The following is a 15,816-nucleotide window of genomic DNA, read 5'->3' as shown; positions in this document are numbered from 1 at the left end:
CATATGCCGCACACTGGTGAGGTGCCAGGCGATTTCGAGGTCCACAACGAGTTCGGCGGCTCCACTTCCGGCCCGGTCGTGCAGGCCGGCTCGATCAGCGGCGGGGTGCACTACTACGCTCCCCCGCGCACCGTGGTGGTGCCGCGTCAGCTTCCGGCCTCGCCGGGGATGTTCGTCGGCCGGACGCGGGAACTCGCGGCGCTCACCGCCGCCCTGGACGGCGCGGAGGCGGACGGCAGGCGCGGCACGGTCGTGGTGTCCGCGCTCTGCGGCATGGGCGGCATCGGCAAGACCTGGCTGGCCCTGCACTGGGCCCATCGCCATCTGGAGCGCTTCCCCGACGGGCAGTTGTTCGTGGATCTGCGGGGCTTCGACCCGGTCAGCGAGCCGCTGGCGCCGTCGGCGGTCGTCCGCGGCTTCCTGGACGCGCTGGGCGTCGACCCCTCGACCGTCCCGGAGGGGGCGCAGGCCGAGCGGTACCGCAGCGAGGTGGCCGGGCGGCGGATGCTGCTGGTCCTCGACAACGCCCGGGACGCCTCGCAGGTGGCCGAGCTGCTGCCGGGCAGTCCGAGCTGCACGGTGATCGTGACCAGCCGCAACCAGCTGGCCGGGCTGGTCACCGCGCACGGCGCGCACCCGGTCCTGGTGGACGTGCTGGACGAGGCGCAGGCCAAGGCCCTGCTCGTGCGGCGGCTGGGCGCGCGCGGGCTGGAGGCCGAACCCCGGGCGGTGGCGGAGGTGCTGGCCTGGTGCGAGGGGCTGCCGCTGGCCCTGGCCATCGTGGCGGGCCGGGCCCGGCTGCACCCCTGGTCGCCGTTCGAGACGATAGCGGCGGAGCTGGCGGACGCCTTCACCCGGCTCGAGGCGCTGGACGAGGGCGACTCCGAGGCCACCCTGAGCACCGTCCTCTCCTGGTCGTACGCCGCCCTGCCGGACGACCAGGCCGAGGCGTTCGGGCTGCTCGCCCTGGCGCCGGGACCGGACATCAGCGTCGCGGCGGCGGCTGCCGTGGTCGGCCCGCACGGCGCGGCCGGCCGGATACTGCGCGCCCTCGAACGGGTGTCGCTGACCCATGAGCACGCCCCCGGCCGCTACCAGATGCACGACCTGGTCCGGCTGGACGGCGGCGCCCGGGCCCGGCGCGAACTCCCGCCCGAGAAGCAGGAGATGGCGCTGCGTCGGCTGACCGACTTCTACCTGCACACCGCCGACGGCGGGGACCGGCTGGTCAACCCCTCGCGGGCGGCGATCGCGCTGGGCGAGCCGGTGCCGGGCAGTCGGCCGCTGCGCCTGCCGGACGAGGCCAGGGCGCTCGCCTGGTTCAAGGCCGAGCGCTCCTGCCTGCTGGCGGTGCGGCGGGCGGCCTCGGAGCAGGGCTGGCATGCCAAGGTCTGGCAGCTGGCCTGGCTGGTGGGCGACTCCAACATACGGCTCGGCTACCTCCAGGACCAGGTGGACTACTGGCGTGCGGGGCTGCACGCGGCCGAGCACCTGGCCGATCCGCTCACCCTGATCCGGTCGCACCGCCTGCTGGGCGACGCCCTGGCCCGGACCGACCAGCACGCCGAGGCGGTGGCGCACCTGCTCCGGGCGCTGGCCATGGCGGAGGCGGCGGGCTCGCGCAAGGAGGTGGCCAACACCCACCACTCCCTGGCCCGCGCCTGGGAGCGCGAGGGCGACGACCCGCAGGCGCTGGAGCACTCCGAAGCGGCCCTGGAGATCTACCGGACGCTCGACGGACGGCTCTGGGAGGCGTCGGCGCTGAACCAGGCCGGCTGGTTCCATGCCCGGCTCGGCCACCACGAGCAGGCCCGGCTCTACTGTGAGGCCGCGCTGGCGCTCTTCCTGGCGGCCGAGGACCGGGAGGGCGAGGCCGCCACCCTGGACAGCCTGGGCTACCTGTCGCACCGCATCGGCGACCACGACCGGGCGTTCAGCTACTACCGGCGGTCCCTGGAGCAGTTCCACCAGTTGGGCAACGACTACGAGGAGGCCGGGACGCTGGGGCGGCTGGGCCAGACCCACAGTGCGATCGGCGACCACCGGTCGGCCATGGAGTGCTACCGGCGGGCGCTCGAGCTGCTGCGCGGCCTCGGCAGCCCGTACGAGGAGGCCAACACCCTGGACCAGCTGGCCCAGGCCCACCTCGCCGTCGGCGAGCCGGAGCAGGCGCGGGAGGTCTGGCAGCGGGCCCGGCTGCTCTACCTCTCGCAGCACCGGGTCGCCGACGGCGACCGCATCGAGCGCCGACTGGCGGGCCTGGACCGCAGCAGCGACCGGCCCTGAGGCGACTTGCGGGGTCCGGCGCTGCGGCGTCCGGCCCTGCGGCGCTCAGTCCTGCGGCGCTCAGTCCTGCAGGGCCGCGAAGGCGGCGTGGACCAGCTGGGTCACATCGGTGTCGGCCCGCTCGGCCTCGGGCAGCTGGGCGTACGCGAGCCGGACCGAGCGCATCACCGCCACGCCCGTGCGGGAGAGCACGGCCACCCGCAGCGCGGTCGCCCGGTCGGCGGCCGGTACGTCCGGGGCCGGCGCCCCGGCGGCCCGCGCGTCGCAGCCCGGCAGCGGGGCGATCCCGTCGCCGGGCGGGCCGAGCCGGGCCAGGAACGCGGAGGCGACGGCCTCCTCCAGGTCGAACAGCAGGAACCGGTCGCCGCGGCTGGTGGGGTCGATCCTCGGCGGCAGGGGTCCGGCCAGCAGGATCGCCGGGTTGGCGCCCTCGCGCCGGGCGAGTTCCAGCACGGCGTTGCGCAGGGCGGTCAGCGGCGGCTCGGACGCCGGGCGGGCGCGGATCGCCGCCTCCAGCGACGGGATGAGATCCCGCACCTGCTGCAGGACCAGGCTCTCCTTGGAGGGGAAGTAGCGGAAGAAGGTCCGCTCCCCCACTCCGGCGGCGGCGGCGATGTCCCGGACGGTCACCGCCTCGAAGCCCTTCTCCTGGAACAGCTGTCCAGCCGCCTCGACCAGGGAGCGGTGCGTGCGCTGCCTGTTCTGCTCTCTGCGTCCTGGCGCGGGCCCGGCCGGGCCCGGCGCTGCCGTGTCTGTGCTCTCCACGCCTCGATCATCTCAGGCCAAAGCCACCCCAGAAAGGTGACAGTACTGCCACGTTTGCTAACGTGGCAGTACTGCCGGTTTCACTGCCGGCGGCGCGGAGACTTCCCGACCCCGGAGCCCTCATGCCCACCTTGCTCTACCGCCTCGGCCGCCTCGCCTTCCGCCACCGACGGCGGGTCCTGGCCCTGTGGCTCGCCCTGATCGCCGCAGTCGTCGGCTGCATGGTCGCCTTCGGCGGCACCGGCAAGCTCAACGACACCTTCTCCATCCCCGGCTCCGAGTCGCAGCAGGCGCTGGACCGGATGAAGACCGACTTCCCGACCTCCTCCGGGACCAGCGCCCAGGTCGTCTTCACCGCACCCGCCGGGCAGAAGATCACCGACCCCGCCGATCTGGACGCGATCCGGACCGCCCTGGCGAGCGCCGCCACCGCCCCGCAGGTCGCCAAGGTGATCGACCCGGCGACCGCGCACACCGTCTCCCCGGACGGCACCACCGCCGTCGCCCAGGTCCAGTACGAGGTCACCCCCAGCCAGCTGAAGCCGGACTCGCTGCCCGACCTGGAGAAAGCCGTCGGCAGCGCCAGGAGCTCCGGCCTGGACGTCCAGGTCGGCGGGGCCGCCTTCGGCTCGGGCTCGTCCAAGTCCGGCGACTCCGACCTGATCGGCGTCGCCGTCGCGCTGCTGATCCTGGCCATGACCTTCGGCTCGCTGCTGAGCGCGGGGCTGCCGCTGGCCAGCGCCGCCGCCGGGGTGGTCACCGCGATAGCGGGCGTGCTCTCGCTCACCGGGGCGGTGGCCATCTCCTCGACCGCGCAGAGCCTGGCCCTGATGATCGGCCTGGCGGTGGGCATCGACTACGCCCTGTTCATCGTCAGCCGCCACCGCTCCCAGCTCGTCGGCGGCACCGACCCGGAGGAGTCGGCCGCGCTGGCCGTCGGCACCGCGGGCAGCGCCGTCGTCTTCGCCGGTCTGACGGTCGTCATCGCCATGGCCGGGCTCTCCGTCATCGGCATCCCCTACCTGACCGTCATGGGCCTGAGCGCCGCCGCGGCCGTGCTGATCGCGGTCCTGGTCGCCACCACGCTGCTGCCCGCCCTGCTCGGCTTCGCCGGGCACCGGCTGACCCCCAAGGCCGGATCGCGCTCGCTGCGCCGGGAGCAGGCCGCCGCCAGTGACGACGGCGGCCCCGCCAACGCCGGGGAGCGCTGGTTCCGGCTGGTCACCCGGCGGCCGCTGCTGACCGTCCTGGCCTGCCTGGTGGCGCTGGGCGCGCTCGCCTGGCCGCTGCACAGCCTGCGGCTGGCCCTGCCCGACAACGGCACCGCGCCCGCGAGCTCCACCCAGCGGCTGGCCTACGACCGGGTGAGCAAGGAGTTCGGCCCCGGATTCAACGGCCCGCTGCTGGTCCTGGCCGACACCAGCCGCAGCGCCGACCCGCAGACCGCCGCCACGACCATCGCCGGGGACCTGCGCACCCTGCCCGGCGTCGCCGCCGTCGGCCGCCCGGTGGTCAACCCCGCCGCCCACGCCGCGCTGATCCAGGTCGTCCCCACCACCGCGCCCAGCGACGAGGCCACCAAGACGCTGGTCACCACCGTCCGCGCGGACCGGGCGACGCTGCAACGGCAGACCGGCGCCACGATCAGCGTCACCGGCAGCACAGCCGTGGGCATCGACGTCTCCGCGAAGCTCGACGCCGCGATGATCCCCTTCGCCGCGGTCGTGGTCGGCCTGTCGCTGCTGCTGCTCCTGCTGGTGTTCCGCTCGCTGGTGGTGCCGCTCAAGGCCGCGGCGGGCTTCCTGCTCTCCATCGCCGCGACCCTGGGCACCGTGGTGGGCGTCTTCCAGTACGGCCACTTCAGCGGGCTGATCGGGGTCGACCGGACCGGGCCGGTCAGCAGCTTCCTGCCGATCATCCTGCTGGCCGTGCTCTTCGGGCTGGCCATGGACTACGAGGTGTTCCTGGTCTCCCGCGTGCGGGAGGCGTACGTCCGCACCCGGAAGCCGCTGGAGTCCGTGCACAGCGGCGCCCGCCACAGCGCCCGGGTGGTCACTGCGGCGGCCCTGATCATGATCTCGGTGTTCGCCGCCTTCCTCGGCACCGACAGCCAGATGCTGAAGCAGATCGCCTTCGCCCTGGCCGTCGGCGTCCTCCTGGACGCCTTCGTGGTCCGGATGACCTTCGTCCCGGCCGTGCTGGCCCTCACCCGGCACGCGGCCTGGCGACTGCCGCGCTTCCTGGACCGGCTGCTGCCCGACCTCGACATCGAGGGCGAGCGGCTGCACCACTCCCGCGCCGAGGCGGCGGCGACGCTCCCGGCCCCGGCCACGGGAGTCGAGCCGGAGCCGTCCGACGGCATCGGCGCCGGGCCGCGCTGAGAGCGGCGGCGCCCGGGGCCCGGCGCGCCCACGCGTTCAGCCGAGGCTGAGGCTCTCCACCGGGTCGGCCGTCGGCGCCGCTTCGGCGGCGACGGCCGACCAGCGGATCTGCATGGTGCACAGGGAGACCAGGGCGGCCGAGGCGGCGACCGCACCCAGGCCCCAGACCAGGCTGGTGGCCCCGGCGATGAAACCGATCGTCGGCGGCCCGGCCAGCAGGCCGGTGACGCCCATGGCGGCGACCAGGTTCAGCGCGTCCGTGCCCTGCCCCGCCGCCGCCACGTAGATGCAGGGCGTCACCGCGGCGATGCCCAGGCCCACGCAGGCGAAGCCGATCAGCGCCGGTGCCACACCGCCGATCAGCAGGGCCAGGGCCAGCCCCACGGCGGCCAGTGCGCTGCCGAGGCGGACGATCCGCGCGTCGCCCCAGCGGCTGCGTCGGCCGTCGGCGAGCAGCCGGGCCAGCACCATCATCACCGAGACCACGGCGATGCCCATGGGCACCAGCTCCGCCGGGGCCTTGGCGACCTCCTTGAGGTAGAGCGAGGACCAGTCGTTCATGGCACCCTCGGTCACCGTGCCGAACACCATGGCGCAGCCCATCCACAGCGTCATCCGGGACGGCACGGTGAGCCGGAAGCGCCGCTTCGCCTTCGCCGGTTCCTCTTTTTTGGACACGACTTGACTGTCCGTCAGCAACCCGGGCGCGGCATATCCGGCCAGCAGCAGCAGGACGGCCGCCGCCACCGCGAAGTGCACCGTGACGGACGGGCTCACCAGGTTCATCCCGGAGGCGAGCAGGGCCGCAGCCAACGACCCTGCGCTGAAGGTGGCATGAAGCTTCGTCATGGCGTTGCGCCGGAAGACGACTTCGAGTGCCGCCCCCTGGGCGTTCATGGCGACGTTGAGGCAGCCGACCAGGACGCCGTCACAGGCCATGATCAGCAGGGCCACCGGGTAGTCCGGTGCGGCGGCCAGGGCCGGGAGCACCAGGGCCAGGCCGAGGGCCGAGAGCAGGGCGAGGCGGCGCGGGCCGAGCCGCCGGGTGCCCAGCGCGACCAGCGGGAAGGACGCCACCGCGCCGACGCCGGTGGCCATCAGCAGCAGCCCCACCTCGGCGGTGCTCAGGCCGAGCCGGGCGGTGATCGCGGGTATCCGGGAGGCCCAGGTGGCGTACTGGAATCCGAGCGAGCAGAACAGCGCGGTAATCGCCAACTGCGCCCTGCGGAAGTCGTCGTGCACGCGGAGCATGTGAGATCAGCCTACTTCGTCGGTCGGTGGTGACCCGTGCGGCAGGGCGCCGGACGGCCGTGGTTCCCCGGTTGCGTGCGCGCGTACCGCCCGGGACATGTAGACCGCGTGCGCGCCGTAGCCGGGCGGGGGCGCGGCGCCGTGGTGGGCGGTGAATCCGTTGGCCGACCAGAAGGCGTCGCTCCCGGCCACGGCGACCAGGGAGATGCGGTCGTACGCCTGCGCCGCGGCGGTCGCCGTCAGCTGCCGCAGCAGCAGCCGGGCCAGTCCCCGGCGGCGCAGCGGCCGGGCGACGACCAGGTCGTGCAGGTGCAGGTTGTCCGTGCGGTGGGTGCCGTGCTCCGGCCGGGCCAGGTCGGGGTAGTGGGCGTGCGGGTAGGGCAGGGCCAGCAGGTAGCCGGCGATCCGCCGGTCGCACTCGATGACGAAGCAGGTGCTCGGCGAGGCGTGGGCCCTGGATTCCAGTGCGGAGCGCTGCTCCGACAGGCCGAGGGCGGCGTAGGCGCCGGACTCCAGGGCGACGATGTCGTCCCAGTCGTGGTCGGTGATGTGTCGGATGGGTGTGTCGTTGCTCATCGGTGCACGGCTCCGTCCTCCGTGCCTGGGCCGGTGTCGGGGATGCAGCTGTAGGGCAGCGGCTCGAAGCCGTTGAAGCCCTGGGTCATGTAGCTGGTCGCGTAGGCGCCGCAGGAGAGCACCCAGACCGGATCGCCGGAGGCGGCGGCCCGGGGTACCCGGACCAGCCCGCCGGCGGCGTGGGCGTAGGCGTCGTCGCTGTCGCAGGTCGGTCCGGCGACCACGGCGGGCACGGATTCCGCGCCGGGGTGCGTGGGGAACACCAGGCGGTACTGGAGTTCGTCCATCTCGTAGAGGCCGTTGAACTTTCCGCAGCTGAGGTAGAGCCAGTGCTGGGGCTCGCCGCCCGGCTGCCGCCGTACGGACAGCCGGGAGACGTGCGCCCGGATGGCGCCGTGGTCGGCGACCAGGTGGCGTCCGGGTTCCATGACGAAGTCGAGCCTCCGCCCGGCCACGGCGCGGAGCTGCTGCATGCCCTCGCGGATGACGGCGAACATCTTGTCCAGCGGCGGTTCCAGCGCGCGGCCGGTCCGGTCCAGGCAGCCGAGGGCGGGCAGTCCGCCGCCGAGGTTGACGTGGTCCGGGTGGATACCGCGCAGCCGGAGGGCGGCCAAGGTTCCGGCGAGGCTGTCGAAGGCGTCGCGCCAGGCCCCGGCGGTCATCTGCTGCGAGCCGACGTGGACGGACAGGCCGGCCGGTGTCAGGCCGCTGGCCCGCGCCGCCTCCATGACGAGCAGGGCGTCCTCGGGCGTGCAGCCGTACTTCCGGGTGAGCCCCCACAGGGCGCCCACGCCGCTGGTGGCCAGTCGGCAGAACACCCGCGCCCCGGGGGCGTGCACGGCGAGGGCCGCGACGTCCTCCAGGCTGTCGGTGGCGAAGTCGCGGACTCCGAGCCGGTGGGCGTCGGCGATGTTCTGGTCCGACTTGATGGTGTTGCCGTAGTGGATGCTGCTGACGGGTGCGCCGGTCCGCAGTGCCTGGGCGATCTCGTTGGGGCTGGCCGCGTCGAATCCGGCGCCCTGTCCGGCCAGAAAGCCGAGCACCTCGTCCACCGGGCAGGCCTTCATGGCGAACCGGACGGCGATTCCCGGCAGTTCGCGCAGCAGGGTTTGGTACTGCGCTCGGATTCCGGTGAGGTCGAAGACGATCCGGTCGTCGGCGGCGGCTTCCAGGGCGGCGTGCATGCGCGCGTTCTCGAGCATGATGGGCGGTTCCGGCCTGGTCACCGTGGTAGCTGCTGGAAGCTCATGGCCTTGCTCGCCGCCACCATCGGCGCCCACGCCTCGATCAGGACGGCGAAGTCCTCCATGTCCTGTCGGGCCTCGTCCAGCAGCCGGCCGCTGCGCGCGGCGACGAGGTCGGCGCACTCCGCGTACCTTCCGCCCAGCGTCCGGTAGGAGCGGGCGAGGCTCTCCAGCCGGTGGACGTTCTCGCCCCGGTCGAGCCAGGTGCTCGCGCGGACGGACGCGGCGATCGCATCGGCGCGGACCCGGTGCCGGGCGTCCAGCAGCGATGCCCCCGCCTCGGCCATGTCGGCGTAGACGGCGTTGAGGTAGAGCATCGACAGGAAGAACTTCACCAGGCGCAGCTGGTAGGCGGTGAATCCCGGGCCGGTGCGCCGTTCCCCGGTGTAGAAGTTCACGATGTTGCGGTTGTGCAGCACACCGGGCAGGGTCGCCTTCTGGACCAGGTGGATGAGGAAGTAGTCGCTGCCGATGGTGTCGGTCGCCGGTGGCAGCGGCACGTCCTCGTGGACGCCGTGGAAGCTGATGTTGCACATGTCCACCCGCATCGGGTCGACCAGGCCGAGGATCGTCTCGTCCCCGGTGAAGGGTTCGTTTCCGGCTCCCCGGAAGGACTCGTCCACCAGGTCCTGCTTCTGCTGCGGGGTCCAGTCGCCCGGCGCCCACAGGCTGACGATGTCGAAGTAGACGTCGGGGTCCAGCCGTTGGACCTCGCCGATGTCCACGGACAGTTCACCGACGAACGAACTGCCCACCATCGCAACCGTTTTGTGCCCGTGCCGGAGGTCCAGTTCGCTCCGGGTGACCCCGTCCGCGGCGTCCACGGCACGCCTGCCGAGCGAGGCCAGCTCGTGCTGGATGGGGAACACCGGTGCGCCGTGCAGCAGTTGGTAACGGCTGTCGGAGTCCCTGCGGTGCACGGACCCGCAGCCCAGGGCGCCGGCCAGCAGGAACGCGCGATTGGTGCAGGCGCCGTAGGAGAGCCCGGCGGGCAGCATCAGCTCCAGGACCAGATCCGGTTTGGGCAGTGCGGCCCGCTGGATCACCTGCTGCAGGACGTCCCGCTGGGCCGCCTCGTCCAGGTGGTGCACGCTCACCCCGGGCGCCGCCGGGAGTTCGCGCAGGGCCCGGGTGTGCTCGGCGAAGTCCGGCGCCTCGGCGGAGTCCAGGATCAACAGGTGCACCTGTACGCCGAAGTGCTGGGCCGCGTAGGCGGCTTCGGCGTGGACGGCGGCGATCGTCGGCGCGCACGCCCGGTTGGTGGGCAGGGTCAGGCAGATGGGCTGCACGCTCATGCTCCCGTCGGCTGATCGGGTTCGCCGCCGTGTCCGGCGTCGTTCGGGTGCCAGGGTTCGAGGCCGAGCAGTTTCGCGCCCAGGTCGGTCAGCGTGGCGCTGCCGTAGCGCAGCGATTCGTGCCTGGTGGCGTCGCCGACCAGGGTGCCGTTCCAGTCGGGTGTGCTGAGGTCGCGCCAGGAGGCGATCCGGGAGCGCCGTAACTGCTGGTGGGCTTCCAGCGCGGGCATCATGGAGAGGTACTGGACCGCCCGGACGCCGTCGCGCGAGGTGTTGCGGGCCACTCCGTGGGCCAGCATCCCGTTCCAGATCAGCAGGTCCCCGGCCTTGAGTTCGGGCCGGACCACCGGGAACTCCGCGCGGTCGACGTCCGGCCTGATCGGGTCGCGGTCCTGCGGCTGCTCGATCCTCCACCGGTCGAAGCGGCGGAACAGCTCCGGGTTGCATTGGAATCCACCCTGCTCGGGCGTGGTGTCGTTGAGGGCGATGATTCCCTGGACCCGCTGCGGGAGGACGCTGAGCGAGGTGTCGACGTCCCAGTGGAGTTCGATGTCGAAACCGCTGTCCGTGGGCGCGATCAGCGCGCGGTCGCGGTTCCTGATGTTGGGCGGGTTGAGGTTGAGCCGGTCCAGGGTCACCCACAGCTCCTCGCAGTCCCAGACGTCCACGAAGGCGTCGTAGACGCGCTGGGCCTGCCGGCTGTCCCAGATGAGCTGGTGCTGGTACGCCTCGACGAAACCGTAGATGTGCAGTTCGCGGTCCAGATCCGAGCGGAAGGCGCGCTCCTGGTACCAGGTGTCCGGGCGGTCCGGGTCGAGTCCCTGGAACTCCCAGGCGAACTCCAGCAGGCGTTGCGCGGCGGCGGCGGGGATCGCCTGCGGGACCACGACGTAGCCGTAGGTCTGCCAGAAGGCGTAGTCCTCCTTGGACAGCACCCGGAGCTGCTGGGTCTTCCGGATGTCCTGCAACGGGATCTGCGCCAGGTACGCCTCGGCGTCGGCGCTGAAATACGGGGTGTCGGAGGCGGCTCGAAACAGGTAGCGGTCAGGCTTCGGCATGCAATCGCTCCAGGGATCGATTGTGCTGGGGCTGGACGGATCGCTCGGGTGGCTGTGTCGGCAGGAAAAGTCGTCGGTGCGGCGGCGGACACACGGGTGGTGAGCAACGCGCTCCCGGGAGCGGCGCACGCATGCGCAGGGATTCCGGCCCCACGCTTCCCTCGTGGAACTCGCGTCCCACCAAAAATGGACTAGACCAACTTGGAGTGTCAACACCGGGATTGCCGGGGCCCGCCGGTTCGCACCGCCGCCCGGGCCGGACGTTGGGGCAGAGCCGCAGGTGGGGGTGGGCGGAGGGGCCGCAGCAATATCCGTGCGGATTCCGGCGGACGCGCATGCCATCCGCTACCGAACGTGACCGGGCGCATGCCGAGTGATGACGCGCCCGCCACCGGCGCGGAAAAGGCCAGCTGACGTTTCATCAGCCCTGTTCGTTGACAGCCCAGATGAGTTCTTGACACTCCGGATCGGACTGGGTCATGATCCCATTGGTCTGAACCAATAATCACCGATGCGATTTCCCGCGTGGGCAACCACCCGCCGTCGCGGCGGCGAAGGGCCCACGCTTGCGCACGAACGGTCGTGCGGACGAGCCCGGAATTCCGGTGGCCTGCGTCACAGCCAGACGTCCGACAGCGTGCTGCCGCCCTTTCCCGGAGGGGGAACCGGGATCGATCATTTAGGCTGTGGGTTCGGACCGATTGGCTATCGTGCGGTGCTGCGGGAACTCCTGCAGGCTAGGAATCACGGCAGGACACGACGATGGAGAGTACAGCGGGAACAGGCCGCACCCTGGCGGGCAGGTACCTGCTGGGCGATCGACTGGGACGCGGCGGCATGGGCACGGTCTGGCGTGCCCAGGACCAGATGCTGGACCGCGAGGTCGCGGTCAAGGAGCTGTCCGTCGGCCACCTCGCCGAGGAGGACCTGCAGATCGTCCAGTCCCGGATGAAGCAGGAGGCCCGCGCCGCCGCACGCATCCGGCACCCCGGCGTGATCACCGTCCACGACGTGCTGGAGCAGGACGGCAAGCCGTGGATCGTGATGGAGCTGATCACCGGCCGCTCACTGGCCGAGCGCATCGACCAGGACGGCCCGCTCAGCCCGGCCGAGGCCGCCGGGGTGGGCGCGCAGGTGCTGGCCGCGCTGCACCAGGGCCACCGGGCCGGGGTGATCCACCGCGACGTGAAGCCCGCCAACGTGCTGCTGGAGCACGGCACCGGCCGGGTCGTGCTGACCGACTTCGGCATAGCCACCTACGAGGGCGACTCCGCGCTCACCCGGCCCGGCGATCTGATCGGCTCCCCCGACTACCTCGCCCCCGAGCAGATCCAGAGCGCCCGCCCCGGGCCCGCCTCCGACCTGTGGGGCCTGGGCGCGACGCTGTACACCGCCGTCGAGGGCCAGTCGCCGTTCCGCCGCGACTCGCCGCTGACCACCCTGGCCGCCGTCGTCTCCGAGCCGCTGCGGGAGCCCGGCCACGCCGGACCGCTGGCCCCGCTGCTCAAGGCCCTGCTCGCCAAGCAGCCCGAGGACCGTCCGGACACGGTCGAGGCGATACGCACCCTGGAGGGCCTGGCCGCAGGTACCGGTACCGACACCGGCGCAGACACCGCCACCGCAGCCCCCGGGCCGCAGGCGCATCAGGCCCACACCTCGGGCTGGTCCACCGCCACCGTCGGCGGCACACACCACAGCGACAGCAGCCACGGCGGCACCCCGGTGCAGCACTGGCCCACGACGGTCGGGCACGGGCAGCGGACCGAGGCCGGGCAGCGGCCCACCCGCCACCTCCCCGAGTCGGACCATCCGCACGAACCCATGGCACCGGTCACACCGGCCGAGGCCGAGCCGGCCCGCCGGGCCGGAGCCGCCACCTCGGCTCTGTCCGGCAACCACCGGGGCCGGCGCCGTCGCCGCAGCCGCACCTGGCCGGTCGCGGCCGGTCTGGCCGTGGTGCTGGCCGCCTGCGGTGTGGCGTACGAGGTCGGCCACCAGCCGTCGGGCACCCCGGCCGCCGCCGGCACCCCCAGCGCGCACCCGACCACGCCCCCGCCGAGCGCTCCGCCCGCTCCCCCGGGCTACACCCTGCAGCGCGACCCGGCCGGTTTCTCCTTTCCGCTGCCCACCACCGGCAAGCCCTGGGTGCGCTCCGCCGACGGCCTGAGCGCGATCCGCTACACCCCGGACGGCCAGGACCACCTGCTGACCTTCGGGGTGACTCCGGGGCAGGGCATCAGCCCGCTCCAGCACGCCCAGCAGATGGCCAAGGAGGTCGTCTCGACCTCCCGCACCTACCGGCTGGTCAGCCTGAACACGGACACCATCAAGGGCTACCAGGGCGCGCGCTGGGAGTTCACCTTCAGCGAGGACATCAACGGCAGCCTGCAGCAGCGCCATGCCATCGAGCAGTTCTACAAGGACAGCTCCGGCACCGAGTACGCCATCTACCTGGCCTGTCCGGAGTCCGACTGGAGCACCGGGTACGCCTGGTTCCTCCAGGTGGTCCAGGGGTTCACCGCTCCCTGAGCCCGGGCGCGCGGCAGCGCCGGTGGGAACCGCCGGTGCCGGTGGCGGGCGGTGGCGAAAGTGGCGCGGAATGCAAACCATGCGATAACGATCGCGCACGGCAGGGGGCAGATCGCCGCTGAGCACCTAGGCTCCGTGGCCATGTCGATCCTTGGACGTCGCAGTTCCTCCCCTCGCCTGCTGCCCGAGCTGGACGACATCAAGCTGGGCAAGACCTGCAAGCAGGTCGCCATGCCGTCGATCCCCGGCCAACTCGACATCCGTGTCGACCTGCTGGAGAAGGTGATCCGCGAGTGCGGCTCCGACTGGGACCGTCGCGGCCACCGGATGGTCCAGCTCGCCAGGGCCGCCGACGCCTCGATCGCCCGCGACTGGCTGCGTCGCAGGCCCCATGACCCGGATGCCCAACTCTTCTCCGCCTGGGCGCAGTTGGTGCGCGGCCGGTGGGACGGCGCGCTGGCCGACCCGCAGGCCGCGCTGGACTGCTGCCGCCGCGCGGCCGACCTCGCCCCGGCCGACCCCGGGCCGTGGGTGGTGCTGCTCGGGGTGATGCGGTTGCAACGCCGTCCGCACGCGGACGCGTTCTCGGTGTGGCGGGAGATCACCGCACGCGACCGGTGGAACCGCGAGGCGCACCTGCAGATGCTGGGCTACCTCTCGCCGGAGGAGTGCGGTTCGTACTCGCACGTGCTGCAGTTCCTGGACGCCGTGCTGCCCGCCATGCCCGCCGACGCCCCCTGCGTCGGCATCGAACTCACGGCGATGGTGGAGAACTTCCACCGGAGCCTGTCGGTGGGCGGCGTGGTCGCGCTGGGGGCCGGTCGGCACTGGACCCGGCGGTCCGAGACGGCCGCCCTGGAACGCGGCCTGACCAGCTGGTCGCAGCCGGATTTCCTGACCCATGCCGCCGCGCTGGCCGACCTGAACCTGTTGGCGTACGCGCTCACCCGGGCGGAGCTGGTGCCGCAGTCCGCCGCCGTGTTCCGCACGATCGGAACCGTGGTCACCCCGTGGCCGTGGGGGCTGGACGGCGATCCGTTGGAGGAGTTCTCGCACGCCCAGTCCCGGGCGCTGCGGGCGGCCCCGGCGCAACCGCGCCGCTGACCGCCCGCCCGGGCGGGCATTGCGGAGGCCGGACGGTCAGACCGCCGCAGCCAACGCCTCGAACTCGTCGTCGTCGAGGGTGATCAGCGCCGCCCGGGTGTTCTCCTCCACATGCGCGACGCTGGAGGTGCCCGGGATCGGCAGCACCACCGGCGAGCGGCGCAGCAGCCAGGCCAGCGCCAACTGCGAGGGGCTGGCTCCGTGCTGCTGCGCCGCCTGGTCCAACGGCCCGCCGGGGCGTGCGAGTTCGCCGGTGGCCATGGGGAACCACGGGATGAACGCGATGTTCTCGCGCTCGCAGTGGTCGAGCACCGCCTCGGCCGCGCGGTCGGCCAGGTTGTAGCGGTTCTGCACGGAGACGATCTCCACCAGCGCGCGGGCCTGCTCGATCTCCTCGACGCCCACCTCGGACAGGCCGATGTGGCGGATCTTCCCCTCCTTCTGCAGCAGCGCGAGTTCGCCGATCTGGTCGGCGAACGGCACCTTCGGGTCGATGCGGTGCAGCTGGTAGAGGTCGATCCGGTCCAGGCCGAGGTGGCGCAGGCTGAGCTCGGTCTGCTGGCGCAGGTACTCGGGCCGGCCGACCGGGCGCCAGTCGCCCGGGCCGGAGCGGGTCAGGCCGCCCTTGGTGGCGATGACCAGGTCCTCGCGGTAGGGGTGCAGGGCCTTGCGGATCAGCTGCTCGCTGACGAAGGGGCCGTAGGAGTCGGCGGTGTCGATCAGGTTCACCCCGAGTTCGACGGCCCGGCGCAGGACCCGGACCGCCTCGTCCGGATTCTCGGGCGCGCCCCAGACGCCGGGGCCGGTGAGCTGCATGGCGCCGTAGCCGAGCCGGTTGACCCGGAGGTCGCCGCCGATCACAAAGACGCCGGAGGCGTCCGCGGGCCGGGTGGAGGTCTGCGCGGTCATCGTGGTCCTTTCGGGGGACTGCCGGAAGCCGAAGCGTCTTCGAGCCTAGTCCTCGGCCCCGGACGCCTGCCCGCGCCGATCGGGCGGGGTCGGCCGAAGGGGTGCATACCCCAGATATCGGTCCCGATTAACCGGCAATCCGGACATACAACGCGTCTGTCTCGTGACGGTGCTCACAGGCCGCAAACCCTCCACGACTGGCGGTAGTAGATCCACCCGGCGGGTTCGGGGCCGTGGCCGGAGGCCGACACGAGAGGCACCCGGCCCACCCGGGTCGCAGATCCAACGATTTCGCATTCCCGCAGGTCAGGACGGTGCGCCGAGATGTCGAAGATTTTTCCCAACGCGTGTTTGGGGCCCGTGGAGGCCGGGTAACGGGAGCGTCCGACCGGCCCGCCGTGGTGGCTCGTCCTACGAT

The 15,816-nt window shown here is 72.5% G+C and carries 11 protein-coding genes; 4 read left to right on the top strand and 7 right to left on the bottom strand.

The window, feature by feature from the left end:
* The first annotated feature begins 21 nt into the window (after positions 1–21).
* The gene (locus GXW83_RS13720) at positions 22–2,286 is read left to right on the top strand and encodes a tetratricopeptide repeat protein (protein WP_182443348.1); all 2,265 of its coding nucleotides are present in this window, start codon (positions 22–24) and stop codon (positions 2,284–2,286) included.
* 60 nt (positions 2,287–2,346) lie between these two features.
* Here the strand turns inward: GXW83_RS13720 and GXW83_RS13715 are convergent, their stop codons facing one another.
* Positions 2,347–3,051 (bottom strand): TetR family transcriptional regulator, encoded by a 705-nt coding sequence (locus tag GXW83_RS13715; RefSeq protein WP_182443347.1) that lies wholly within the window; start codon positions 3,049–3,051, stop codon positions 2,347–2,349.
* A gap of 122 nt (positions 3,052–3,173) precedes the next feature.
* Here GXW83_RS13715 and GXW83_RS13710 point away from each other — a divergent pair, with 122 nt between their 5' ends.
* On the top strand, positions 3,174–5,432 hold the full coding sequence (locus GXW83_RS13710; protein ID WP_182443346.1) for an MMPL family transporter: 2,259 nt from the start codon (positions 3,174–3,176) through the stop codon (positions 5,430–5,432).
* Between the two features lie 36 nt (positions 5,433–5,468).
* Here GXW83_RS13710 and GXW83_RS13705 read toward each other — a convergent pair whose 3' ends face one another.
* From GXW83_RS13705 to GXW83_RS13685, 5 genes are read right to left on the bottom strand one after another with little or no spacing between them, the layout of a single operon-like run.
* Positions 5,469–6,683 carry an MFS transporter gene (locus GXW83_RS13705; RefSeq protein ID WP_182443345.1) on the bottom strand — a complete coding sequence of 405 codons (1,215 nt, stop codon included), beginning with the start codon at positions 6,681–6,683 and terminating at the stop codon, positions 5,469–5,471.
* A gap of 6 nt (positions 6,684–6,689) precedes the next feature.
* Positions 6,690–7,259, bottom strand: a complete 570-nt coding sequence (locus tag GXW83_RS13700; protein ID WP_182443344.1) for a GNAT family N-acetyltransferase — start codon at positions 7,257–7,259, stop codon at positions 6,690–6,692.
* Positions 7,256–8,461, bottom strand: a complete 1,206-nt coding sequence (locus tag GXW83_RS13695) for a type III PLP-dependent enzyme (RefSeq protein ID WP_225446962.1) — start codon at positions 8,459–8,461, stop codon at positions 7,256–7,258. The genes GXW83_RS13700 and GXW83_RS13695 overlap by 4 nt, the downstream gene beginning before the upstream one ends.
* A gap of 20 nt (positions 8,462–8,481) precedes the next feature.
* Positions 8,482–9,792, bottom strand: coding sequence for a DUF6271 family protein (locus GXW83_RS13690; RefSeq protein WP_182447289.1), 1,311 nt, complete (start codon positions 9,790–9,792; stop codon positions 8,482–8,484).
* 2 nt (positions 9,793–9,794) lie between these two features.
* Positions 9,795–10,856 carry a phytanoyl-CoA dioxygenase family protein gene (locus GXW83_RS13685; RefSeq protein WP_182443343.1) on the bottom strand — a complete coding sequence of 354 codons (1,062 nt, stop codon included), beginning with the start codon at positions 10,854–10,856 and terminating at the stop codon, positions 9,795–9,797.
* A gap of 762 nt (positions 10,857–11,618) precedes the next feature.
* On the opposite strand from GXW83_RS13685, the gene GXW83_RS13680 reads away from it, so the two are divergent.
* Together GXW83_RS13680 and GXW83_RS13675 are read left to right on the top strand one after the other, a co-directional pair.
* The gene (locus GXW83_RS13680; protein ID WP_182443342.1) at positions 11,619–13,385 is read left to right on the top strand and encodes a serine/threonine-protein kinase; all 1,767 of its coding nucleotides are present in this window, start codon (positions 11,619–11,621) and stop codon (positions 13,383–13,385) included.
* A gap of 141 nt (positions 13,386–13,526) precedes the next feature.
* Entirely contained in the window at positions 13,527–14,489 is a 963-nt protein-coding gene (locus GXW83_RS13675) for a hypothetical protein (RefSeq protein WP_182443341.1), read from the top strand.
* A 36-nt stretch (positions 14,490–14,525) separates the two neighbouring features.
* On the opposite strand, the gene GXW83_RS13670 is transcribed toward GXW83_RS13675, so the two are convergent.
* On the bottom strand, positions 14,526–15,398 hold the full coding sequence (locus tag GXW83_RS13670; RefSeq protein WP_182443340.1) for an aldo/keto reductase: 873 nt from the start codon (positions 15,396–15,398) through the stop codon (positions 14,526–14,528).
* Positions 15,399–15,816: the final 418 nt, after the last annotated feature.

The organism is Streptacidiphilus sp. PB12-B1b, from assembly GCF_014084125.1.
Taxonomy (GTDB): Bacteria; Actinomycetota; Actinomycetes; order Streptomycetales; family Streptomycetaceae; genus Streptacidiphilus.
The sequence above is the reverse complement of the archived record's forward strand: the minus strand, read 5'-3'. Positions and strand labels throughout refer to the sequence as shown.

Bases quoted from the DNA above. Each gene is read 5' to 3' on its own strand.
- GXW83_RS13710 (WP_182443346.1), top strand. From the start codon at position 3,174: ATGCCCACCTTGCTCTACCGCCTCGGCCGCCTCGCCTTCCGCCACCGA.
- GXW83_RS13705 (WP_182443345.1), bottom strand. From the start codon at position 6,683: ATGCTCCGCGTGCACGACGACTTCCGCAGGGCGCAGTTGGCGATTACC.
- GXW83_RS13700 (WP_182443344.1), bottom strand. From the start codon at position 7,259: ATGAGCAACGACACACCCATCCGACACATCACCGACCACGACTGGGAC.
- GXW83_RS13695 (WP_225446962.1), bottom strand. From the start codon at position 8,461: ATGCTCGAGAACGCGCGCATGCACGCCGCCCTGGAAGCCGCCGCCGAC.
- GXW83_RS13685 (WP_182443343.1), bottom strand. From the start codon at position 10,856: ATGCCGAAGCCTGACCGCTACCTGTTTCGAGCCGCCTCCGACACCCCG.
- GXW83_RS13680 (WP_182443342.1), top strand. From the start codon at position 11,619: ATGGAGAGTACAGCGGGAACAGGCCGCACCCTGGCGGGCAGGTACCTG.
- GXW83_RS13675 (WP_182443341.1), top strand. From the start codon at position 13,527: ATGTCGATCCTTGGACGTCGCAGTTCCTCCCCTCGCCTGCTGCCCGAG.
- GXW83_RS13670 (WP_182443340.1), bottom strand. From the start codon at position 15,398: ATGACCGCGCAGACCTCCACCCGGCCCGCGGACGCCTCCGGCGTCTTT.